Source organism: Kribbella jejuensis, from assembly GCF_006715085.1.
Taxonomy (GTDB): domain Bacteria; phylum Actinomycetota; class Actinomycetes; order Propionibacteriales; family Kribbellaceae; genus Kribbella; species Kribbella jejuensis.
The window spans coordinates 3470083-3490884 of sequence record NZ_VFMM01000001.1 but is presented as its reverse complement, the minus strand read 5'-3'; the positions used below and the strand labels follow the sequence as shown (position 1 = coordinate 3490884).

Here is a 20802-nt window from a genome sequence, read left to right as displayed (position 1 = left end):
CGATGTGCACCGCCGAGAGGACAACGAAGATGAACACATTGACCAGCCTGGACACCATCGAACGCGCCGTCGCCGAGCTCGCCGCCGGTCGACCTGTGGTGGTAGTCGATGACGAGGATCGGGAGAACGAAGGCGACCTGACGTTCGCCGCGTCCCTCGCCACTCCCGAGCTGATGGCCCTGCTCGTCCGCCACACGAGCGGGTACGTCTGCGCGCCCGCGGCGGCCGTGGTGCTGGACCGGCTCGAGCTGCCGCTGATGGTGCCGGACAACCAGGACAGCCTGCGTACGGCGTACACCGTCTCCGTCGACGCAGCGACCGGCGTCGGCACCGGCATCTCCGCCGCGGATCGGGCACGGACGGTCCGCGTACTGGCCGATCCCTCGGCGCAGTGCACGGACCTGGTCCGGCCCGGTCACATCCTGCCGTTGCGCGCCGTCGACGGCGGCGTCCGGCAGCGCCCCGGCCATACCGAGGCCACGGTCGAGCTCGTCCGGCTGGCCGGCCTGCCGCCGGTCGGCGTGATCGGCGAGCTGATGAACGACGACGGCACGCTGATGACCGGTCCGGACCTGCGCGCGTTCGCGGACGCTCACGGCTTCGCCATGGTCTCGATCGCCGACCTGGTCAGCTACCTGTCCTGACCAGCTCGCGGGCGGCGTCGGCGATGCCGTCGGCGGACAGCCCGTACCGGTCCAGCAGGTAGCCGGCCGACCCCGTGGGGGCGAACTCGGGAAATCCCAGGATGGTCACCCGGGCCGGATGCTGCTGTACGACGGTCTCGGCCACCGCGCCGCCGAGACCACCGGCGGCGACCGCTTCCTCCGCGGTCACGATGCCGGCCGTCTCCCGCGCCGCCGCGACCACTGCTTCGGTGTCCAACGGCTTCACGGTCGGCATGGACAGCACCCGCGCGGAGATCCCTTCCGCGGCGAGCTGTTCGGCGGCGGCCAACGCCCGCCACAGCACGGTCCCGTTGCTGATCAGTGTCACGTCGTTGCCCTCGCGGACCGTGATCGCCTTGCCCAGCTCGAACGAGTAGTCGTCGGCGTACACCTTCGGCACACTCATCCGGCTGACCCGGATGAACACCGGCCCGTCCACCGCGGCCGCCCAGCGCAGCGCGGCGGCGGTCTCGATCGGGTCGGCCGGCACGATCACGGTCATGTTCGCGATCGCCCGCAGCCAGGCGATGTCCTCGATCGAGTGGTGCGTCGGCCCGAGTTCGCCGTACGCGACACCGGGGCTCATCCCGCAAAGCTTCACGTTGGTGTTCGAGTACGCCACGTCGGCCTTGATCTGTTCGAGCGCACGAGCGGTGAGGAAGCAGGACGCCGCCGAGACGAACGGGATCCGGCCGCCATTGGCCAGCCCGGACGCGACGCCGACCATGTCCTGCTCGGCGATGCCGACGTTGATCAGCCGGTCCGGGAACGCCTTGCGGAAGCTGTTCAGCTTGCTCGATCCGACCGAGTCGTTGACCACGCCAACGATCCGGTGATCGGCCTCGGCGAGCTGGGCGAGCGTCTCGACATACGCGTCCCGGCAGTCGTAGCGCGGCTGGTCCGCGATCGAACGGGTCTCGAGGACGGTCATTTCAGCTCCTTCAGGGCCTGCTCGAACTCAGCGGCATCGGGGACGCGGTGGTGCCAGGCGACGTTGTTGCTCATGAACGAGATCGGGTGCCCCTTGTGCGTGTGCGCGATCACGAACGTCGGCTTGCCCGGGCGGAACGGGACCGCGGACAGGACGTCGAGCAGCTCGCCGTGGTCGTGACCGTTCACCTCGACCACCGCGAACCCGAACGCGGCCGCCTTGTCCGGCAGCGGGTCGAGGTCGTTGGTCTCCTTGGTGGTCGCGCCCTGCTGCAGCCGGTTCCGGTCGACGATCACGGTCAGCCGGTCCAGCTGGTACTGCGAGGCCGCCATCATCGCCTCCCAGTTCGAGCCCTCCTGCAGCTCGCCGTCCCCGACCAGCACGTAGGTACGGCGCAACGAGACGTCGAGCTTCGCCGACAGCGCGTGCCCGACCGCGACCGGGAGGCCGTGACCGAGCGGGCCGGTGTTCGCTTCGACGCCGGCGACCTTGTTCCGGTTCGGGTGGCCGTTCAGCGCGGACAACGGTTTCAGGAACGTCGCGAGTTCCTGGACCGGGAGGAAGCCGAACGCGGCCAGCGTGGTGTAGAGCGCCCCTGCGACGTGGCCCTTGCTCAGGATGAAACGGTCCCGCTCCGGGTCGTGCACCGTCTCCGGCGAGATGTCGAGCACCGCGCCGTACAGCGTGGCCAGGATGTCGATCGCGGAGAAGTCGCCGCCGATGTGGCCGGCACCGGCGTAGTGGACGAGTTTGAGGTCCTGGATCCGGATCTGCCGGGCGGCCTCGGCGATGTGCGCGACCTGCTCGGCCCGGCTGCTGTGCATCGGCAGCCGCCCGAGCACCGGCATCGTCGCATGCTCGGCTGTCAGCGTCATACGATTTCCGCCATCGAACTCAGCAGCACCTTCTGCACCAGCTTCTGCGCGGCGAGCGCGTCGTGCGATGCCTGCGCGGCCGCCAGGGCCTCGTCGTCCAGTACGTCGAGCGCGTGGTGCACGGCCTTCAGGAACGTGATCGCCTGCTTGGCGGCCTGCACGCTGTCCTCGCGGAACGGGAACTGGTCGAGCTGCCAGACTCCCTGCCAGTTGTTCTTGCGCAGCGTGTGGAAGAACTCGAACGTCTCGACCAGGTGGACCGAACCGACGACCATGTCGTCGTCCCAGCCCTTCATGTTGTCGTTGACATCGATCGCGAACAGCCGGTTGTAGTCGATCGCCAACTGTGCCGCGTCGGCCGGCGTCTCCTGGCCGTACAGCGAGTGCCCGAAGTCGAGCAGAATCCCCAAGTTCGGCAGGCCGATCTTCTCGATGCCGAGCAGGGTACGGGCGACGTTCGGGAAGATGATCTTCACCCGTGGCTCGCGCGGCTTGTACTCGATCACGAACTTGATGTCGGGGTGCGCCGACACCAGCTCCTTGAGCCCGTCCAGCGCCAGGTTCCAGATGTCGTGGTAGTTCACCTGGAACGGGTAGTCCCAGCCGTCCTGGCCGGGCCAGAGCTTGACGTACTCACAACCCAGGTCCTTCGCCAGTTCGGTTGCCTGGTGCAACAGTTCGAGCGCCTGCTTGCGTTTGGCGGGATCGGGGTTCGTGAACGACCCCTTGACGAAGTCCTTGGTGTAGATCTCCGGGGTGATCGCGATCGCCGTGAGGTGGTTGCGTTTCAGCGCCGCCTTGACGTCGTCCAGCGTGCCGTCGTACCCGGCGAACGGCCAGTTCAGGTCGACCACCGAGAGGTCGCCGACGGCGCCGGCCCGGTCGATCTGCTCGATCAGGGTGACGGGATCGCCGTACCCGTCCGTCGCATAGCGGTCCTTGTAGGTGGCGAAGTGCCAGATACCCGCGCCGAAGACCGGCATGTCAGTCATATCTCGTTCCTATCCTTTGAGGGAGCCGGCGGTCAGGCCGCCGACGATCCAGCGCTGGAGCAGGGTGTAGGCGATCAGGATCGGCACCACCGCGATCAGAATGCCCGCCGCGAGCCCGGTGTTGTTGTTGGCGAACTGCCCCTGGAAGTTCAGCAGGCCGACCGGGATGGTCTTGTGCGCGTCCGAGTTCAGCAGGATCAGCGCGAACAGGAACTCGTTCCAGGTCGCGACCGCGTCCAGGATCGCCACCGTGACCAGGGCCGGTACGGACAGCGGCAGGATCATCGTGAAGAACACCCGCCAGTCGCCGGCGCCGTCGACCTTGGCGGCCTCGATGATTTCGTCCGGGATCTGCCGGAAGAACGACTGCAGGACCAGCACCTCGAACGGGATGCCGAACGCCAGATACGGCCCGATCAGCCCGAAGATGTTGTCGGTCAGCCCGGCCTGGCGCATCATGATGAAGACCGGGACGATCGTGATGTAGATCGGGATGGTGAGCCCGAGGAACACCGCGAACATCACTGTGCGGCGGAACTTCATCCGCAGCTTGGCCAGCGCGAAGCCGAGCATCGCCGAGACGAGCACGCCCAGCGGAACCTTGATCGCGGCCAGGATCGCGCTGTTGCGGTACGTGGTGGCGAAGTTGCCGATGTCCCAGGCGTCCTTGAAGTTGGTCCAGGTCAGATGGTCGGGCCAGCTCAGCGGACCGTTGCCGACGAAGTCCGCGAGGGGGCGTACGGCGGTGATCACCAGGAGTGCCAGCGGCGAGATCCAGAAGAGCGCGACAACCGCCAGGACGAACGTGATCACCAGACCTCGACGTCCCTTGGGCCCAGGACTGATGGGCTGGGTGTCCGTGGCCGAGGTGGCGGCTGTGACCTGGGCCGGGGCGATGGCGGTCATGAGGCCTCCCTTGTCTGGGAGCGGACGTAGGGGATGCCTACGGCGATCGCTACGAGCGTGATGACGACGGCGATCGCGGTGCCGTAGCCGGCCTGGTAGTACTGGAAGACGTTGAAGTACATCCACGTACCCATCACCTGCGTCGACGTACCGGGTCCGCCGTACGTCATCGCGTAGATCATGTCGAAGACCTTGAACGAGTCGATCAGCGAGAGGGCGAGCACGATGTAGTGCGCGGGCCGCAGGCTCGGCATCGTGACGTGCCAGAACTGCTGCCACTTCGACGCACCGTCGACGGTCGCCGCCTCGTACAACTCGTTCGGAATCCCTTGCAGGGCGGCCAAGTAGAGCAGCATCGGGAAGCCGGTGCGCAGCCAGATCGCCGGTACCATCACGGCCCACAGCGCGGTCGAGTCCTGCCCGAGCCACGGCTGCGCGAGCCCGTCCAGCCCGATTGCCCGGAGCAACGAGTTGATCGCGCCGTACTGCGGGTTGTACAGCCAGCCCCAGATACTCGCAATCGACACGAGCGGCAGGACGGCCGGCGTGTAGAAGATCAGCCGGAGGATGGGTTTGCCGTGGACCTTGCCGTTCAGCGCGATCGCCAGTACGAGACCGATCACGGTCGGGACCGCGATCGTGACCACGGTCCAGATCAGGTTGTTCTTGACCGCGGTCACCACTACCGGGTCGTGCGGCAGCTTGAAGTAGTTGCTCAGGCCGACGAACTTGTAGGTGGCGCTCAGACCGTCCCAGTTGGTCAGGCTGAAGAACAGCGACGACACCGCCGGGTACACCAGGAACGCGACGTACACCGCCAAGGCAGGGATGGCGAACAACCAGGGTGACCACCGGCCACCACGTTTGGGTTTGGGGATTGCAGCTGTTCCGGCCATGCGCTCAGCTCTTCGCCCAGGCAGAGACGATTTCCTGCATCTTCTTCGCCGCGGCGTCCGGCTTGACCGAGCCCTGGAGCAGGTCGCTCTGCACGCTGAAGTACTGGTCGGCCTGCTTCTTCGGGAACGCCTGGTCCTGGATCGTGTAGAACGGGTTGCCCGAGTACTTCTGCGCCCATTCCGAGGCCAGCGGCAGCGTCTTCGGGTCCGGCTCGGCACCCTTGACCGTCGAGGCGGTGATGTTCATCGCCTTCTGCGCCGCGGGCTGCAGGATGAAGTCGATCAGCGCGGCCGCCTTGTCCGCGTTTCCGCTGCGCGCGTTGATCATGTAGCCCTCGACGAAGCCCGAGTGTCGAGCCGGCGTCTTGTCGGTCGGCAGCTCGAAGTTGCCGAACGCGGACGAACTCTTCTTCGCCGCCAGGATCGCACCGGCCTCGGTCCACGGACCGGTGATCGTGTACGCCGTCTTGCCCTGCACGTACCACGGTTCGACGTCGGACGGATCGAGCGCGAGGGCGCCTTGCGGCAGCCACTTCTTGTCCTGCCACTTCTTGAACAGGGTGAACGCCTGGACCACCTCGGGGCGGTCCCAGCTCTCGGCGCCGGTCAGCAACTTGTCGTGCAGGTCGGGGCCGGCGGTGTGCTCGAGCAGGTACTCGAACAGGCGCATGATGTCCCACCCGTACTTACCGCCCAGTCCGCACGGCGTGACCCCGACCGCGACGAGCTTGTCGTTGGCGGCTTCGAGTTCGGCGTACGTCTTCGGCGGTGCGGCGATGCCGGCCTTCGCGAACAGCGACTTGTTGTACCAGGCACCGATCCCGAGCGAGATGAACGGTACGCCGGACTTCACGCCGTCGAACGTCATCCCGCCGATCGCCTTGGTGTTGATCTTCGAGTCCCAGCCGTACTTGTCGTAGTACTTGCTCAGGTCCAGGGCCTGCTTGGCCTTCGCGAACGGTGCGCCGATCTGGCCGCCCCAGATCCGCCACACGTCCGGGCCCTTGCCGCCGAGCAGCTCGGTGCGGAGCTTGTCCGGGTACACGGCCGCGCCCGAACCGGGCAGGCTGTCGACGGTGGTGGTCGTACCGTTCTGCTGGTCGAACTTCTTCACCTGCGCCTTCAGCAGGCCGATGGTCGAGTCGTCCTCGTAGGTGAACAGGCGTAGGTTGTTCGACGCCGCCTCGGTGGCTCCCCCGCCGGTCGACGTACCGCCTCCGGTGCAGGCGGACAGGCCGGCGCCGAGCGCGGCGGCGGACGTGAAACCGAGGAAACCTCTGCGGGTGATCATTGGGTGCTCCTTTGACGGGCGAAGCGGCGGATTTTCGCGAACATGTCCTCCAGCAGGAAGCGCACGTCGACCTGCTCGCAGACCTGGATGGGGTTGTCGGTGCCGGGCAGGTACCAGCCGTCGACACCGAAGCGCGGCGCCGGACGGGTCCGGAAGTTGCCGCTGTGCGGGTAGAGCATCAGGGAGATCGCGGGCGAGTCGCCGAGGGAGCGGGACTCGATCGGCTCGCCGTGGTACTTCGCGTTCCACTCGATCAACTGCTCGATCAGGTACTTGCCGAGCGGGCCGGCGTCGCCGATCTTCTCCTCGAGCTCGGCGTAGCTGACCGAGACCTTGGTGTAGACGTCGCTCGGGACCTGCCAGACGGTGATCCCGGACCCGAACACCACGTTCGCGGCATGCACGTCGTTCGACAGGTTGAACTCCATCCGGTGGTCGGCCGCGTAGCCGTTGTACCCGCGGCCGCCGATCCAGATCACGATCACGTTGCGGTGCACGATCTCCGGGTCGAGCAGGATCGCCGACGCCATGTCGGTGAGCGGGCCGAGGAACGACACGAAGAGCGGGTCGTTCTCGCCGGCCAGCTTCGACTCCTCGATGATGAGCCGGGCGCCGTCGGAGTCGTTCGGCGTCTGCTCGTCCGGGATACCGGTGGGCGCGCCGTTCGCGACCGTGACCTTGCCGGTCAGGTCGAGCAGGTCCAGCAGCAGGTCGATCTCCTCGCGGGACTCCTCCATGCTCCGGTCCGACCGGTGGGTGCCGAAGTGCGCGGGAATCAGGCCCCGGACGTCGAAGGTCGGCGACAACAGCCCGTGCACGATCGCGAACTGGTCGTCGGCCTCGTTCTTGGCATCGGTATTGATGATCACCCGGCGTCTACTCGGCTTCACGCGCTCTCCTTCGGCTCGCTCCGTCTCCGGTCTGCTTTCTTCGAGCCGGCGGAGCGTGGTTTGAATAGATATTCACTACTGCATAGGCTGTCGCCATGAGTGTCACCACGGCGCTAGAGTCCCGTCAAGACCTCAGTTGAAACTTGGAGGGCCGATGCCCCAGGCGGTGCTGGCAGTGGACCAGGGCACAACCAACTCGAAAGCCGCCCTGATCAGCGCAGACGGCCGAGTGCTGTCCACCGGCTCATCCCCGGTTGCCCTCACCACTCCGCACCCCGGCTGGGTGGAACAAGACCCCGAAAACATCTGGCAAAGCGTGCTGAAGGCAATCGCCCTCTGCCTGAACGCCGCCTCAGGTGCAGCGCGGACCCCCGCGGTCGAGGTTGTGGGGATAGCGCTGTCCACACAGCGTGAGTCCGTTGTGGGTTGGGACAGGTCGGGTCGTCCGGTCGGTTCGGTTCTGGGATGGCAGGACGTTCGTACCAGTAGTTGGTGCGCCCAACTGCCTGCCGCGGTGGATGAGGTCGTCCGTCGACGTACCGGGCTGCGGGTCGACGCGATGTTCTCGGCGCCGAAGATGCGGTGGTTGCTGGATCGCTCTCCCGACGCGCGGGTGGGGACCGTCGACTCCTGGTTGATTCACCGGCTGACTGGTTGCCGCGAGCATCTGACTGATGCGGGGAACGCGGCTCGTACGTTGCTCTACGACCTGACAGCCCTGGATTGGTCGACGGAACTGCTGGAGGGGTTCGGGGTGCCGCGCGCGGCGCTGGCTGAGGTGCGACCGTCCAACGCGGGATTCGGGTCCACGAAGGACGTACCCGGACTATCGGACGGGATTCCGATTGTTGCCGTACTCGCGGATTCGCATGCGGCGATGTACGGCCAAGGATGTACGCAGACCGGGATGGTCAAGGCGACGTACGGAACCGGTTCGTCCGTGATGACCCCCGTCGACGAGTTCGTCCCGGGCGGCTGCACGCTCGCGTGGCTGACCGACCACCCCGTCTACGCCTTGGAGGGGAACATCGTCTCGTCCGGCGCGGCGCTCGCCTGGACCGCGGACCTGCTCGGCCTCCCGGACGTCGGCGCGCTGATGGCGCTGGCGGCAACGGTCCCGTCGGCCGAGGGCGTCGTACTGGTACCAGCCTTCGCCGGCCTCGGCGCTCCACATTGGGACCGCGAGGCCCGCGCCGCGCTGACCGGGATGAGCAGCTCCACCACCCGCGCCCACATCGCCCGCGCCGCGGTCGACGCGGTCGCCCACCAGATCTGCGACATCACCGACACCATCCCCGGCGAACTCACCACCCTCCGCGCCGACGGCGGCGCCACCGTCTCCGACCTCCTCATGCAAACCCAGGCCGACCTGCTGGGCCACCCGGTCGAAGCAGCCGACGTACCAGAAATCTCCGCCCTAGGCGCCGCCGAACTGGCCTGGACGACCGTCGGCGCCTCCACGAACTGGTCCCAGCACCGCACCTATCGCCACTTCACCCCCACCGCCACCGACCGCACCCACCGCCGAACCACCTGGTCGACCGCAGTAACCGCCACCCGCACCACCCCCACCCAACCCACCCCCACCTGATCCACCCCCACACCGCGCCACCCCCACGCCGCACCCCTCCCACTCCGCACCCGCCCACGCCGCAACCGCCCCACACCCCTCCCACACCGCTCCCCGGCGACCCTCGCCCACCCCTCACGCAGGCGGGGTCGTGGCTGCAGGGCCACAGGACGTATACGCCTGCTGTTGGTTGGCGCACGGTGTGGGCGAGCTCAACCGGGGAGTCGCGCGGTGGAGATCGCTTTCCGTTGCAGGTTGACTGGATTGGGGCACCCACCTAAGGTTGCGGTCACAGCCTTGGAAAGCCCTTTCCCAGGCGTGAGCGTGAGAGGTAGGACTGTGAACGAGCGACGCATCGGCATCGTGATGAACGGCGTCACCGGCCGGATGGGCCTGCGCCAGCACCTCGAGCGTTCCATCGTGGCGATCCGTGAGCAGGGCGGGATCCCCGCCGCCGACGGCACGATGATCATCCCCGACCCGATCCTGGTCGGCCGCAACGAACTGAAGCTGCGCCGGATCGCCGAGCAGTACGGCCTGGAGCGCTGGACCACGGACCTCGCCGGAGCGCTGGCCGAGCCGGATGTCGAGATCTACTTCGACTCCCAGCTCACCCAGCTCCGCGAGAAGGGCGTCCGGGCCGCGGTCGAGGCCGGCAAGGCGATCTACTGCGAGAAGCCGATCGCCGAGAGCCTCGACGCCGCCGTCGACCTCGCGAAGCTGGTCGTCGACTCCGGCCTGAAGAACGGCGTGGTGATGGACAAGCTGTCGCTGCCCGGTCTGCGCAAGCTGAAGCGGCTGGTCGACGGCGGGTTCTTCGGCCGGATCCTCTCGGTCCGCGGCGAGTTCGGGTACTGGGTCTTCGAGGGCGACTGGCAGGAGGCGCAGCGCCCGTCGTGGAACTACAAGGCCGAAGAGGGCGGCGGCATCATCCTGGACATGTTCTGCCACTGGCGGTACGTGCTCGACCAGACGTTCGGCGCGGTCAAGTCCGTGTACTGCCAGGGCGCGACGCACATCCCGACCCGGGTCGACGAGAACGGTGAGCCGTACGCCGCGACCGCGGACGACGCGGCGTACGGCGTGTTCGAACTCGAGGGCGGGATCGTCGCCCAGCTGAACTCGTCCTGGGCGACGCGGGTGTTCCGCGACGAGCTGGTCGAGTTCCACGTCGACGGGACCGAAGGTTCCGCCGTCGCCGGGCTGCGCAACTGCCGCGTCCAGCACCGATCCGCCACGCCGAAGCCGGTCTGGAACCCGGACATCCCGGTCACCGAGAAGTTCCGCGACCAGTGGGCGACGGTGCCGGACAACGAGGTGATGGACAACGGGTTCAAGGTGCAGTGGGAGATGTTCCTCCGCCACGTGGTCGACGACGCCCCCTTCACCTGGGACTTCGTCGAGGCGGCCAAGGGCGTCCAGCTCGCCGAACTCGGCCTCAAGTCCTGGCACGAGGGCCGCAAACTGGAGGTCCCCGCCCTCGACCTCCAGGCGAACTGATGGAGATCGCACTTCCGGCCGACGGGGGGCTGGAGAAGTATCGTCTGGTGGGCACACCTGTTGCTCAGGGCACCTATCAACCGGCTTCTTCGCGGTTGGCGTTCGCGGCGGCCCATGTGGTCGCGGACCCGCTGGGAGACAACTCGCCGGGGGCGCCGGCGGTGGTGGACTGGGAGCACACGCTGGAGTTCCGGCGGCACTTATGGTCGTTGGGACTGTCGGTCGCGGAGGCGATGGACACCGCCCAGCGCGGGATGGGCCTGGACTGGGCCGCCACCCAGGAACTCATCCGCCGGTCGGCCGCGGAGGCACCCGATGGACGGATCGCGGTCGGCGCCGGAACCGATCAACTTGCTGCTGACAACAATTCCCTGGAAGACGTCGTAGCAGCGTATGAAGAGCAGTTCTCCGTAGCCGAAGCCGCAGGCGCGCAACCGATCATGATGGCGAGCCGCGCGTTGTGCGCGGTAGCTGAGTCCGCGGACGACTACCGGAAGGTGTACGACCGGTTGTTGACGCAGTCCAGCCGCCCGGTGATCCTGCACTGGTTGGGCCCGATGTTCGACCCTGCTCTGGAAGGGTATTGGGGCAACGGATCGTTCGACGCGGCACTGAAGACAGTCGTCGAGTTGATCAACGACAACATCGAGAAGGTCGACGGGATCAAGATCTCGTTGCTCGACGCATCGAAGGAAGTTGCTCTGCGCAATCAACTTCCGGACGGCGTCCGGCTGTACACCGGCGACGACTTCAATTACCCGGAACTCATTCGCGGGGACGGCCAACGACACAGCGACGCGTTGCTCGGGATCTTCGCGGCGATCGCCCCGGCGGCAGCGGCTGCTCTGCGCGCGCTGGATTCCAACGATCTGGAGACCTACGAGCGGGTGTTCGCGCCCACGGTTCCGTTGGCCCGGCAGATCTTCTCCGCGCCGACGTACTACTACAAGACCGGCATCGCGTTCCTTGCCTGGCTCAACGGGTTCCAGCCCGGGTTCACGATGGTCGGCGGTTTGCAGACCGGGCGGTCGCTTCCGCACCTCGCGGACACGTTCCGGCTCGCGGATCAGGCCGGCGTACTGACGAACCCCGAGCTCGCGGTCGACCGTTTCCGTCAGCTGCTGAGAGTCAGCGGGATCGACGCATGAGCAACCGGTACAGCCTCAACCAGGCGACCACGAAGTACTGGCCGCTGGAAGACGTCGTCGCCACCAGCGCGAGAGCGAACCTCGAGTGGATCGGCCTGTGGCGCGAGCCGATCCAGGAGTACGGCGTCGACAAGGCCGCGAAGCTCGTCGCGGACGCCGGCCTCAAGGTCTCGTCGCTGTGCCGCGGCGGTTTCTTCACCTCGACCGACCCGGCCGAACGGCAGGCGAAGATCGAGGACAACCGCCGCGCGATCGACGAGGCCGCCACGATCGGTACGCCGGTACTCATCCTCGTCAGCGGCGGACTGCCGGCCGGCTCCCGGGATCTCGACGGCGCTCGCGCGATGGTCCGCGACGGGCTCGCCGAGCTGGGGCCGTACGCCGAGGAACGCGGGGTCACGCTGGCGGTCGAGGCCCTGCACCCGATGTTCTGCTCGGACCGCTGCGTGGTGTCGTCGCTCGGCGGCGCGCTCGACCTGGCCGAGCAGTTCCCGGCGAACCAGGTCGGCGTGGTCGTCGACGCCTACCACCTGTGGTGGGACGCGGACCTCTACCGGCAGATCGAGCGCGCCGGCGAGCGGATCGTGTCGTACCAGGTGAGCGACTGGGTGGTCCCGCTCCCCGCGGACACCCTGCTCGGCCGGGGCATGATGGGCGACGGCTCGATCGACCTCCGCCGGATGCGCGCCGCCTGCGATGCCGCCGGGTACGACGGCCCGATCGAGGTCGAGATCTTCAACCAGCAACTGTGGGACTCACCAGGCCAAGACGTCTTCGACCTGGCGTACGCGCGATATCAGGAACACGTCCTCCAGAAGGAGCTGCCTGTATGACTGACCGGACCATTCCCGCCGACGGGATCGGGATGCACCTCTACACGATGCGTGATGTGCTGGCCGAGGACTATCCGGGGACGCTGAAGCGGCTCGCGGACATCGGGTACCGGACCGTGGGGGTGAGTGGACGGTTCGAGCACAGCGCGGCGGAGATCCGGGGATTCGCGGACGACGCGGGGCTCGGGATCGTACTCGAGCACGTCGGGTACGCGCGGATGCTGGAGGACTGGGCCGGCGCGCTGGCCGACGTGCAGACGCTCGGTGGCAAGTGGGCCGTCGTACCGTCGATCCCCTCCGAACTGCACTCGGTCGAGGGGTTCAAGACCGCGGCGGCGGCGTTCACCGAGGCGGGTAAGGCGGCGCGCGACGCCGGGCTGAAGCTGCTGTTCCACAATCACGGCCACGACTTCGACGAGATCGACGGACGGGTGCTGTACGACATCCTGCTCGACGTCGATCCGGAGCTGCTGGGGTTCGAGCTCGACCTGTACTGGGCGGTCGACGGCGGGCACGACCCGGCGAAGCTGTTCCAGGACCACCCGGGCCGCTTTCCTGCGCTGCACGTGAAGGACATGGCCGAGGACGGCTCGTGGGAGGACGTCGGCGCCGGCAAACTGGACTTCGCCGCGATGTTCGCGCACGCCGAGTCGGGCGGTGTCGAACAGTATCTGGTCGAACACGACAAGCCAACGGACGCGTGGACGTCGGCCGAACGCAGCTACCGCGGGCTCAGCGAACTCCGGTACTGAATCTGCTGTGACAACAAACGCTTAACCGGGTCAGCTGTGGATACGTCTGCTCACCGCGGGTGAAATCGGCCTATTCTCAACAAGTGCGGAACGAGCCCGCGGTCCGGCTGTCTGCCGTCCGCCGCCTCTATGAGGTGAGCCTGCGGATGGGCGCTGGGCGCAGCCTTGCCGAGACGCTGCAGGCAGTGGTCGACGGCGTGGTGAACGGGCTCGGCTTCGGGATCGCCGTACTGAACCTCCGGCATCCGGACGGGAAGTTCGAGGTGATCGCGGTCGCCGGATCGCCGGAGGCCCGGCAGGCGTTGCTCGGCCGGGTGAGCGCCTCCGACGTCTTCGACGCCGATTTCGCCATCTCCGACACCTGGGGGAAGCTCCGGTTCGTGCCGCACGAACGGCTGCCGGAGGGCGAGGTCACCGGCTGGGTGCCCGACGTACCGGTCTCCGACGATCCGGACGCGTGGCACCCGCTGGACGCGCTCTTCGCGCCGCTGTATTCGCCGGGTGGCGAGCTGGTCGGGATGTTGTCGGTGGACCTGCCGGAGGACCACCGGCGGCCGGGGCCGATCCACCGGGAGCTGCTGGAGATCTTCGCGACGCAGGCCGGGCTGGCGATCGACAAGGCCCGGCTGACCGATCAGCTGCTCGCCGAGAAGACCCGGCTGGAGGCGAGCGAGGCGACATTCCGGCTGGTCTTCGAAGGCGCCGGGAACGGGATGGCCACGGTCGCGTTCGACGGGCCGGACCTCGGCCGGATCCTGCGGGTGAACGACGCGTTCTGCCGAATCACCGGGTACTCCGCCGATCAGCTGGTCGGCACCCGGCTGGTCAGCTTCCTGCGCGACGAGGAGCCGGACCGGACCCGGAGCGAACTGGAAGAAGTTGCTGCTAGCAACGGTACGTACCGGTTCGAGCGGGTGTTCACCCAGCCCACCGGTAACCTGATCTGGCTCGGCGGTACGGCGTCCCTGGTCGAGCAAGGTGCCGGGCAGCCGCGGATCCTGCTCGTCCAGATCGACGACGTCACCGCCCGCAAGGACGCCGAACGCGAACTCCGCCACCACGCCGCCCACGACCCGCTCACCGGCCTGCCGAACCGCCGGCTCCTCCAGCACCGCTTCACCAAGGTCCTCGAACAAACCCGCGCCACCGGCCGCCACGGCGCCCTGCTGTTCTGCGACCTCAACCACTTCAAGCTGGTGAACGACAGCTACGGTCACGAGGCCGGCGACCACGCCCTCCGCGAAATCGCCACCCGCCTGAGCACGGCAGTCCGCCACGGCGACACCGTCGCCCGGCTCGGCGGCGACGAATTCGCCGTACTCGCCGAAGACATCACCGGCGAAGACCTCACCACCTTGATAGCCCGCCTGAAAGACGCCGTCCGCCGCCCCCTCCCCAACATCACCATCGAGGTAACCACCAGCGTCGGCACAGTCCCCATAACCCCCACCACCACCGACCTGGACGCCCTCCTCCACCAAGCCGACCAAGCCATGTACACCGCCAAAAACCGCCGCAGCTGAAGCCGCGGTCAGGAGCCGAGCGTTTTGAGGGGTTCGTCTGTCAGGCGATAGATGGTCCATTCGTCTTGGGGTTTGGCGGATAGGGAGTTGTAGAAGTTGATGGCGGGGGTGTTCCAGTTGAGGACTGACCATTCGAGGCGTTCGTAGTTGTTTTGGACGCATTCTTGGGCGAGGGCCTTCAGGAGGGCTTTGCCCAGGCCGGTGCCTCGGGATTCGGGGCGGACGAAGAGGTCTTCCAGGTAGATTCCGTGGACGCCTCGCCAGGTGGAGAAGCTGAGGAACCAGATGGCGCAGCCGACGACCTCGCCTTCGTGTTCGGCGACGTGGCAGAAGACGGCCGGGGAGTCGCCGAACAGGGCGATGTGCAGTTGATCCGCGGTCAGGTGGCACTCCTGCGGGGCACGTTCGTACTCGGCCAGGGCGTACACCAACTCGACCAGGGCAGGTACGTCGTCGGGCCGGGCTCGGCGGATGCGGTTGTCGGTCTGCATGCGACCTATCCTGCACCGGTTACGCCTGGTGCTCCGCCTCCGCCTCGGCCTCCAGCTCGACGCCGTGGCCGGCGGGGCGTTCGGCGTCTAGGTCGAGCTGCTCCGACGCGTCGATTCCGGCGTACGTCTCGCTCTGCAGTTCCAGCGCCATCGCGAGTTCCGGATCGGCGCGCAGGACCGAGCCGCGTTCGACGGTCACCTTGTCGAAGACGGCGTACAGCTTGCGTGGATCGGGATCCGTGCTCTTGGTGATGTCCTCGGGGTACGCCGCCTCCGACGCCGCGTTCCACTCGGACTTCTCGACCCGGTCGAAGTCGAGCCGGTACGGCGACATCTCGGCGACGTGGCTGAGGAACACCTTGCCGGCCGCGCCGTTGCCCTCGCGGAACGGGTGGGTCAGGTTCTGATGCGCGTACACGTCCGCGATGCTTTGCACGAACTCCTCGCGCGACATCGTGGACCAGTCGCGGTCGTTGACCTTGGCAACGACCTTGCCGGTCCACTTGTCCAGCAGTTCCGCCGGGACGAACGCGTTGCCCTGCTTGCTCACGTCGACGGTGCGGAACTCCCCGGCCCAGTCGTACACGTCCTGCAGCAGGTGCCGGTGGATCGCCTGCAGGTGGGCCTTGTCGTATGTCCGCGGGATGTCGACCTCACCGCGGTCGAGCTCGCCCTGCCGCATCGCGCGCAGCCGGTACTCGGCGGCCGGCAGCTCGAACGGGTTCGTGATACCAAGCTTGTTCCGCAGACAGCCGCCCGGCTCCCACAGGTAGGCGTTCCAGCGTTCGGCCCGCTCGCGTTCCTCCTGCTCCTCGGCCGCTGTGGTCACATTGACCCGCCGCGGGTGACCTTCGACATCGTCCGGCGGATGTACTCGGCGGTGTCGATCCGGCCCGCTTCCCGGTCGGCCAGGTCGGCGACGTCGTCGCGGTCCGGCTCCCAGCCTTCCAGCCGGTTGTTCGAGAGGGCGTCGCTGACGCGCTGCTTCTGGTCGTCGTCGAGCGATTCGAACAGCTCCGGCCAGCGCTGGGCGTAGCGGCACGGTTCGTAGGCCATCAGTCAACTCCCCGAGGTAGCGAACGATTCGGGTCAGCCTAACGAACGGCGGGCTGATTAATCGGCCACAGTACTCACTGTGTGCGGATATTCCTGTTGGAATTGTCGCCGCGCGCGCGGGAGGTTGGGTGTATGGCAGCTGACACGAACAAGACCCGCAGGATCGGCGACGTCGAGGTGTCCGCGATCGGGCTCGGCGGGATGCCGATGTCGATCGAGGGACGCCCGGACGAGGAGCGGTCGATCGCGACCATCCACGCCGCGCTGGACGCCGGTATCACGCTGATCGACACCGCCGACGCGTACCACCTGACCGCGACCGACGTCGGTCACAACGAGAGCCTGATCGCCAAGGCGCTGGCGTCGTACGGCGGTGACACCTCGCACGTCCTGGTCGCGACCAAGGGCGGCCACCTGCGCCCCGGCGACGGGAGCTGGACGCTGGACGGGTCCCCGAAGTACCTCGCGCAGGCGGCCGAGGCCTCGCTGAAGCGGCTCGGCGTCGAGGCGATCGGGCTGTACCAGTTCCACCGGCCGGACCCGAAGACGCCGTACGAGGACTCGATCGGCGCGATCCGGGACCTGCTCGACGCCGGCAAGATCCGGATGGCCGGTATCTCGAACGCGAACCCGGAGCAGATCAAGCAGGCCAACGAGATCCTCGGCGGCCGGCTCGTTTCGGTGCAGAACCAGTTCTCGCCGGCGTTCCGCTCCAGCGAGCCCGAGCTCGAGCTGTGCGACGAGCTGGGGATCGCCTTCCTGCCGTGGTCCCCGCTCGGCGGCATCTCCAATGCCGGCGAGCTCGGCAGCAAGCACCCCGCGTTCCACGAGCTCGCCGCTGAGCTCGGCGTCTCCCCGCAGCGCCTGACGCTGGCGTGGATGCTCGCCAAGTCGCCGTACGTGATCCCGATCCCGGGCTCCAGCCGTCCGGAGACCATCCGCGACTCGTACGCCGCGATCGATCTGCAGCTGACCGCCGAGCAGGTCGCCACCCTCGACGCAGCCTGAGAACACAGCCTGAGACACAGCCTGACCTGGCGACGGGCCGTCTGCTGAGCCGTTGCGCGGCGGCTCAGCAGACGGTGTCGCCTGTCAGGAGATCTCGTACCACCAGCCGACGGTGGTTTCGGGCGGGTTGGGGTTCCACCAGCAGATGCCGTCGCCCAGAGTGAGCAGTACGGCAACCTCACACTGCAGTTGCGAGTAGTAGGGGCCGACCCATTCGCTCCGGATCGACTCGGCGGAGGCCGGTCCCGCACTCGTCACGAGCGTGCCGATTGCCGCCACGGCAACCGCGGCGCTCACGACGGCTCGACGCAGGACACCTGGTCTCTTCGACATCATCGCGAACCACACTCCCCGTTCTTCCTCGATCAAGCGAGCGCTTGATTACCTACCCGTTCGGTGCCCATCAGCGAAACGCTGGGCATACCAACGGCCGCACCGGCGTTGGGCCCGCCATGGAAGACATGCGCGCACTGAGCTACGGCCTCGGACAGCAGTACTTCGAGGAACGTGATTACCGCGGCGCGATCCGCGCGCTGCAGCCGGTGGTCGAGGAGACGCCCGACGACGTCGGTACCCGGCTGCTGCTGGCGCGGGCGTACTACCACGCCGCGCTTCTCAAGCCCGCCGAGGAGCAGCTCCTCGCGGTCATCGAACGCGAGCCCACCGAGTACTACGCGCACTTGATGCTGGCCCGCACCCTCGAACGGCAGTCCCGCCCGGACGAGGCCGGCAAGCACCGCCGGATCGCCGCCGCACTCACCGGCGACGAGGAGTTGCTCAAGCCGCACTCACTCTGACCCGGACCGCCGGCACTCAGCAACCTCGCGAACATCGCCGATCCCACCTCGCCTGAGCGGGGGCCGGGGTCGGCGATGCTGTTTGGTGAGTGCCTGGCGTCCGCGGAATGCCGCAAGTCGGCCCGACGTTGTGGTAGTTTAATAGTGAACTACCTGAGGAGGACGGATGCAGTTCGGCGTTTTCAGCGTCGGGGACGTGACCGAGGACCCGACCACCGGGACCACGGTTTCCGAGGGCGAGCGGATCAAGGCGATGGTGCGGATCGCGCTCAAGGCCGAAGAGGTCGGGCTGGACGTGTTCGCGCAGGGTGAGCACCACAACCCGCCGTTCGTGCCGTCGTCGCCGACGACGCAGCTGGGGTTCATCGCGGCGCAGACGTCCAAGATCATCCTGTCCACCTCGACCACCCTGATCACCACCAACGACCCGGTGAAGATCGCCGAGGACTACGCGATGCTGCAGCACCTGGCCGACGGCCGGGTCGACCTGATGATGGGTCGCGGCAACACCGGCCCGGTGTACCCGTGGTTCGGGCAGGACATCCGCAACGGGATCGCGCTCGCCGTCGAGAACTACGCGTTGCTCCGCCGGCTCTGGCGCGAGGAGGTCGTGGACTGGGAGGGCAAGTTCCGTACGCCGCTGCAGGGCTTCACGTCGACGCCGCGGCCGCTGGACGGCGTACCGCCGTTCGTCTGGCACGGGTCGATCCGCTCGCCCGAGATCGCCGAGCAGGCGGCGTACTACGGCGACGGGTTCTTCCACAACAACATCTTCTGGCCGATGAGCCACACCAAGCGGATGATCGAGCTCTACCGGACGCGCTTCGAGCACTACGGGCACGGCGCCGCGGACCAGGCGATCGTCGGCCTCGGCGGTCAGGTCTTCATGCGGAAGAACTCGCAGGACGCGGTCCGCGAGTTCCGGCCGTACTTCGACAACGCGCCGGTGTACGGGCACGGCCCGTCGCTGGAGGACTTCACCCGGGAGACGCCGCTGACCGTCGGCAGCCCGCAGGAAGTGATCGAGCGGACGCTGACCTTCCGGGAGAGCGTCGGTGACTACCAGCGGCAACTGTTCCTGATGGACCACGCCGGGTTGCCGTTGAAGACCGTGCTGGAGCAGTTGGACATCCTGGGCGAGGAGGTCGTACCGGTGCTGCGCAAGGAGTTCGCCGCGCTGAAGCCGGCGCACGTACCCGACGCTCCGACCCACGCCTCGCTGAAGGCCGCCGCCGAGAGGGCTCGCGAGCTGGAGACGATCCGGGAGCCGGCCGTGGCGGCCGAGCCGACCGCCGAGGAGCCGACGCGATGAACGAACGTCTGATTGCCGTGGTGACGGCCGGGCTGACGACACCGTCGTCGTCCCGGCTGCTCGCCGACCAACTGGCCGATGCCGTGCGCGACGAACTGTCCGCCCGCGGCATCGGCACCCGGATCGAGCTGATCGAGGTCCGCGACCACGCCCACGAGCTGACCGACAACCTGCTGACGGGCTTCCCGCCGGCCAAGCTCCGCGAGGTGCTGGAAACAGTCGCCGCCGCGGATGCTCTGATCGTGGTGAGCCCGACCTTCAGCGCGTCGTACTCCGGTCTGTTCAAGATGTTCTTCGACGTACTGGACGACAAGGCGCTCGCCGGTAAGCCCGTCTTGCTGGCCGCGACCGGCGGCACCGAACGCCACTCGCTGGTCCTGGAGTTCGCCCTGCGGCCTTTGTTCGCGTACCTGAAGGCCCTCCCGGTCCCCACCGCTGTCTACGCAGCCTCCACCGACTGGGGCCCCAACGCCGCCACCCTCCGCCCCCGCATCACCCAGGCCGCCGCCGAACTGGTAGCCGCCCTACACCACGAAACCCCCACCCCAACAGACCCCTTCGCCAACCCCACCCCCTTCGAAGACCTACTCAACAGCTGATCGCGACGCGATCAGCTGGGCGAGACCGTCCAGGATCGTGGTGAGGCCGAAGGTCAGGGCGTGGGTGGGGTCTAGGGTGGACTGGAAGTGTTCGCCTACTGAGGTGCCTACTCGGCCGGCGAGGGGGAAGTGGGTGTGGGACATGACTGTGGTGAGGGTGGGGGAGATTTGACGCCACCAGTCCTCGTCCGACAGTCCTGACTCGCGTTGGGTGCGGAGTTGTTCGGCGCCGGCGCGGGCGACGCCTTGGACGTGGGTGAGGACCAGGGTTAGGGCGGAGTCCATCTCGACGTCCGTGAGGCCGAGGCCGTCCAGGGGTCGTAGCTCGATCTCGTACTTGCGGGTGATGTTCGGGCCCAGGGCCGTACGCATCGTCGGCACCTCGTGGATCCACGGGTGCGCGGTCAGGACGTCCCAATTTCTTCGGGCGATGAATTCCAGAGCACCACGCCAACCACCAGGCTGGTCGGCCGGTTCGGCGGCCGCGTACAGGTCGCCGTACGCCTGGTCGAACATCAGATCGGTCAGCTCACCCTTGCCCGGAACGTGGGTGTAGAGCGACATCGTGCCGACCTTCAGCCGCTCGGCGACCATCCGCATCGAGAGCGCCTCGAGACCGGACTCGTCGGCCAGCGCGATCGCCGCGTCGACGATCGCGCGCACAGTCAGGCCGGAGCGGCCGGGCTTGGTGTGGCTGCCCCAGAGCAGCGCCAGACTGCGCGCCGGATCGGGCGCCGCCGCCCTTCTTCCCGCCACTCGGAACCTTC

At 67.4% G+C, this 20802-nt stretch carries 23 protein-coding genes; 11 read left to right on the top strand and 12 right to left on the bottom strand.

The features are described 5' to 3' along the window. Nucleotides 1-29: 29 nt before the first annotated feature. Nucleotides 30-644, top strand: coding sequence for a 3,4-dihydroxy-2-butanone-4-phosphate synthase (ribB, locus tag FB475_RS17280; RefSeq protein ID WP_141857236.1), 615 nt, complete (start codon nucleotides 30-32; stop codon nucleotides 642-644). Here ribB and FB475_RS17275 read toward each other — a convergent pair. Genes FB475_RS17275 through FB475_RS17245 form a run of 7 tightly spaced genes read right to left on the bottom strand, consistent with a single transcriptional unit; the run spans nucleotide 628 to nucleotide 7446 of the window. Beyond that, the gene (locus FB475_RS17275; RefSeq protein ID WP_141857234.1) at nucleotides 628-1596 is read right to left on the bottom strand and encodes a transketolase family protein; all 969 of its coding nucleotides are present in this window, start codon (nucleotides 1594-1596) and stop codon (nucleotides 628-630) included. The two genes, ribB and FB475_RS17275, sit on opposite strands and share 17 nt — an antisense overlap. Continuing rightward, nucleotides 1593-2471, bottom strand: coding sequence for a transketolase (locus tag FB475_RS17270; protein ID WP_141857232.1), 879 nt, complete (start codon nucleotides 2469-2471; stop codon nucleotides 1593-1595). The genes FB475_RS17275 and FB475_RS17270 overlap by 4 nt, the downstream gene beginning before the upstream one ends. After that, a complete protein-coding gene (locus tag FB475_RS17265) occupies nucleotides 2468-3463 on the bottom strand; it encodes a sugar phosphate isomerase/epimerase family protein (RefSeq protein ID WP_141857230.1) in 996 nt (331 codons plus the stop codon). Before FB475_RS17265 ends, FB475_RS17270 begins: the two co-directional genes overlap by 4 nt. Nucleotides 3464-3472: 9 nt before the next feature. Beyond that, entirely contained in the window at nucleotides 3473-4369 is an 897-nt protein-coding gene (locus FB475_RS17260; RefSeq protein WP_141857228.1) for a carbohydrate ABC transporter permease, read from the bottom strand. Further along, the gene (locus FB475_RS17255; RefSeq protein WP_141857226.1) at nucleotides 4366-5265 is read right to left on the bottom strand and encodes a carbohydrate ABC transporter permease; all 900 of its coding nucleotides are present in this window, start codon (nucleotides 5263-5265) and stop codon (nucleotides 4366-4368) included. Before FB475_RS17255 ends, FB475_RS17260 begins: the two co-directional genes overlap by 4 nt. A 4-nt stretch (nucleotides 5266-5269) precedes the next feature. Continuing rightward, complete coding sequence (locus FB475_RS17250) at nucleotides 5270-6556, bottom strand: ABC transporter substrate-binding protein (protein ID WP_141857224.1); 1287 nt, start codon at nucleotides 6554-6556, stop codon at nucleotides 5270-5272. Continuing rightward, entirely contained in the window at nucleotides 6553-7446 is an 894-nt protein-coding gene (locus tag FB475_RS17245) for a nucleoside hydrolase (RefSeq protein ID WP_141857223.1), read from the bottom strand. The genes FB475_RS17250 and FB475_RS17245 overlap by 4 nt, the downstream gene beginning before the upstream one ends. 154 nt (nucleotides 7447-7600) lie before the next feature. On the opposite strand from FB475_RS17245, the gene FB475_RS17240 reads away from it, so the two are divergent. The 6 genes from FB475_RS17240 (at nucleotide 7601) to FB475_RS17215 (ending at nucleotide 14772) form a co-directional block, all read left to right on the top strand. Continuing rightward, entirely contained in the window at nucleotides 7601-9037 is a 1437-nt protein-coding gene (locus FB475_RS17240; RefSeq protein ID WP_141857221.1) for an FGGY family carbohydrate kinase, read from the top strand. A 318-nt stretch (nucleotides 9038-9355) separates the two neighbouring features. After that, a complete protein-coding gene (locus FB475_RS17235; RefSeq protein ID WP_141857220.1) occupies nucleotides 9356-10516 on the top strand; it encodes a Gfo/Idh/MocA family protein in 1161 nt (386 codons plus the stop codon). Next, nucleotides 10516-11664, top strand: coding sequence for a dihydrodipicolinate synthase family protein (locus FB475_RS17230; protein WP_141857218.1), 1149 nt, complete (start codon nucleotides 10516-10518; stop codon nucleotides 11662-11664). The genes FB475_RS17235 and FB475_RS17230 overlap by 1 nt, the downstream gene beginning before the upstream one ends. Further along, nucleotides 11661-12497: a sugar phosphate isomerase/epimerase family protein gene (locus tag FB475_RS17225; RefSeq protein ID WP_141857216.1), complete on the top strand. Its 837-nt coding sequence runs from the start codon at nucleotides 11661-11663 to the stop codon at nucleotides 12495-12497. Before FB475_RS17230 ends, FB475_RS17225 begins: the two co-directional genes overlap by 4 nt. Continuing rightward, nucleotides 12494-13249, top strand: coding sequence for a sugar phosphate isomerase/epimerase family protein (locus FB475_RS17220; protein ID WP_141857214.1), 756 nt, complete (start codon nucleotides 12494-12496; stop codon nucleotides 13247-13249). The genes FB475_RS17225 and FB475_RS17220 overlap by 4 nt, the downstream gene beginning before the upstream one ends. Before the next feature lie 83 nt (nucleotides 13250-13332). Further along, nucleotides 13333-14772 (top strand): diguanylate cyclase domain-containing protein, encoded by a 1440-nt coding sequence (locus FB475_RS17215; protein ID WP_141857212.1) that lies wholly within the window; start codon nucleotides 13333-13335, stop codon nucleotides 14770-14772. Between the two features lie 8 nt (nucleotides 14773-14780). On the opposite strand, the gene FB475_RS17210 is transcribed toward FB475_RS17215, so the two are convergent. The 3 genes from FB475_RS17210 to FB475_RS17200 are packed head-to-tail and all read right to left on the bottom strand — an operon-like array spanning nucleotide 14781 to nucleotide 16319. Further along, nucleotides 14781-15263, bottom strand: coding sequence for a GNAT family N-acetyltransferase (locus tag FB475_RS17210; RefSeq protein ID WP_141857211.1), 483 nt, complete (start codon nucleotides 15261-15263; stop codon nucleotides 14781-14783). A gap of 19 nt (nucleotides 15264-15282) precedes the next feature. Continuing rightward, nucleotides 15283-16092, bottom strand: coding sequence for a Fic/DOC family protein (locus FB475_RS17205; RefSeq protein ID WP_141857209.1), 810 nt, complete (start codon nucleotides 16090-16092; stop codon nucleotides 15283-15285). After that, nucleotides 16089-16319, bottom strand: a complete 231-nt coding sequence (locus tag FB475_RS17200) for an antitoxin VbhA family protein (RefSeq protein ID WP_141857207.1) — start codon at nucleotides 16317-16319, stop codon at nucleotides 16089-16091. The genes FB475_RS17205 and FB475_RS17200 overlap by 4 nt, the downstream gene beginning before the upstream one ends. 132 nt (nucleotides 16320-16451) lie before the next feature. Here FB475_RS17200 and FB475_RS17195 point away from each other — a divergent pair, with 132 nt between their 5' ends. Further along, the gene (locus FB475_RS17195; RefSeq protein WP_141857205.1) at nucleotides 16452-17327 is read left to right on the top strand and encodes an aldo/keto reductase; all 876 of its coding nucleotides are present in this window, start codon (nucleotides 16452-16454) and stop codon (nucleotides 17325-17327) included. 84 nt (nucleotides 17328-17411) lie between these two features. Here the strand turns inward: FB475_RS17195 and FB475_RS17190 are convergent, their stop codons facing one another. Further along, nucleotides 17412-17624, bottom strand: coding sequence for a hypothetical protein (locus tag FB475_RS17190; RefSeq protein WP_141857203.1), 213 nt, complete (start codon nucleotides 17622-17624; stop codon nucleotides 17412-17414). A 164-nt stretch (nucleotides 17625-17788) separates the two neighbouring features. On the opposite strand from FB475_RS17190, the gene FB475_RS17185 reads away from it, so the two are divergent. The 3 genes from FB475_RS17185 to FB475_RS17175 all read left to right on the top strand — a co-directional run bounded on the left by FB475_RS17185 (nucleotide 17789) and on the right by FB475_RS17175 (nucleotide 20035). Next, the gene (locus FB475_RS17185) at nucleotides 17789-18124 is read left to right on the top strand and encodes a tetratricopeptide repeat protein (protein ID WP_238332191.1); all 336 of its coding nucleotides are present in this window, start codon (nucleotides 17789-17791) and stop codon (nucleotides 18122-18124) included. A gap of 166 nt (nucleotides 18125-18290) precedes the next feature. Beyond that, nucleotides 18291-19436 carry an LLM class flavin-dependent oxidoreductase gene (locus FB475_RS17180; protein WP_141857199.1) on the top strand — a complete coding sequence of 382 codons (1146 nt, stop codon included), beginning with the start codon at nucleotides 18291-18293 and terminating at the stop codon, nucleotides 19434-19436. After that, entirely contained in the window at nucleotides 19433-20035 is a 603-nt protein-coding gene (locus FB475_RS17175) for an FMN reductase (RefSeq protein ID WP_141857197.1), read from the top strand. Before FB475_RS17180 ends, FB475_RS17175 begins: the two co-directional genes overlap by 4 nt. Here FB475_RS17175 and FB475_RS17170 read toward each other — a convergent pair. Then, nucleotides 20021-20791, bottom strand: coding sequence for a TetR/AcrR family transcriptional regulator (locus FB475_RS17170; RefSeq protein ID WP_202878355.1), 771 nt, complete (start codon nucleotides 20789-20791; stop codon nucleotides 20021-20023). The two genes, FB475_RS17175 and FB475_RS17170, sit on opposite strands and share 15 nt — an antisense overlap. Between the last annotated feature and the right edge of the window lie 11 nt (nucleotides 20792-20802).

Coding starts and splice junctions, on each gene's coding strand:
- FB475_RS17230 (WP_141857218.1), top strand. CDS start 10,516: ATGGAGATCGCACTTCCGGCCGACGGGGGGCTGGAGAAGTATCGTCTG.
- FB475_RS17255 (WP_141857226.1), bottom strand. CDS start 5,265: ATGGCCGGAACAGCTGCAATCCCCAAACCCAAACGTGGTGGCCGGTGG.
- FB475_RS17220 (WP_141857214.1), top strand. CDS start 12,494: ATGACTGACCGGACCATTCCCGCCGACGGGATCGGGATGCACCTCTAC.
- FB475_RS17200 (WP_141857207.1), bottom strand. CDS start 16,319: ATGGCCTACGAACCGTGCCGCTACGCCCAGCGCTGGCCGGAGCTGTTC.
- FB475_RS17210 (WP_141857211.1), bottom strand. CDS start 15,263: ATGCAGACCGACAACCGCATCCGCCGAGCCCGGCCCGACGACGTACCT.
- FB475_RS17250 (WP_141857224.1), bottom strand. CDS start 6,556: ATGATCACCCGCAGAGGTTTCCTCGGTTTCACGTCCGCCGCCGCGCTC.
- FB475_RS17265 (WP_141857230.1), bottom strand. CDS start 3,463: ATGACTGACATGCCGGTCTTCGGCGCGGGTATCTGGCACTTCGCCACC.
- ribB (WP_141857236.1), top strand. CDS start 30: ATGAACACATTGACCAGCCTGGACACCATCGAACGCGCCGTCGCCGAG.
- FB475_RS17195 (WP_141857205.1), top strand. CDS start 16,452: ATGGCAGCTGACACGAACAAGACCCGCAGGATCGGCGACGTCGAGGTG.
- FB475_RS17240 (WP_141857221.1), top strand. CDS start 7,601: ATGCCCCAGGCGGTGCTGGCAGTGGACCAGGGCACAACCAACTCGAAA.
- FB475_RS17185 (WP_238332191.1), top strand. CDS start 17,789: ATGCGCGCACTGAGCTACGGCCTCGGACAGCAGTACTTCGAGGAACGT.
- FB475_RS17180 (WP_141857199.1), top strand. CDS start 18,291: ATGCAGTTCGGCGTTTTCAGCGTCGGGGACGTGACCGAGGACCCGACC.
- FB475_RS17225 (WP_141857216.1), top strand. CDS start 11,661: ATGAGCAACCGGTACAGCCTCAACCAGGCGACCACGAAGTACTGGCCG.
- FB475_RS17270 (WP_141857232.1), bottom strand. CDS start 2,471: ATGACGCTGACAGCCGAGCATGCGACGATGCCGGTGCTCGGGCGGCTG.
- FB475_RS17275 (WP_141857234.1), bottom strand. CDS start 1,596: ATGACCGTCCTCGAGACCCGTTCGATCGCGGACCAGCCGCGCTACGAC.
- FB475_RS17175 (WP_141857197.1), top strand. CDS start 19,433: ATGAACGAACGTCTGATTGCCGTGGTGACGGCCGGGCTGACGACACCG.
- FB475_RS17260 (WP_141857228.1), bottom strand. CDS start 4,369: ATGACCGCCATCGCCCCGGCCCAGGTCACAGCCGCCACCTCGGCCACG.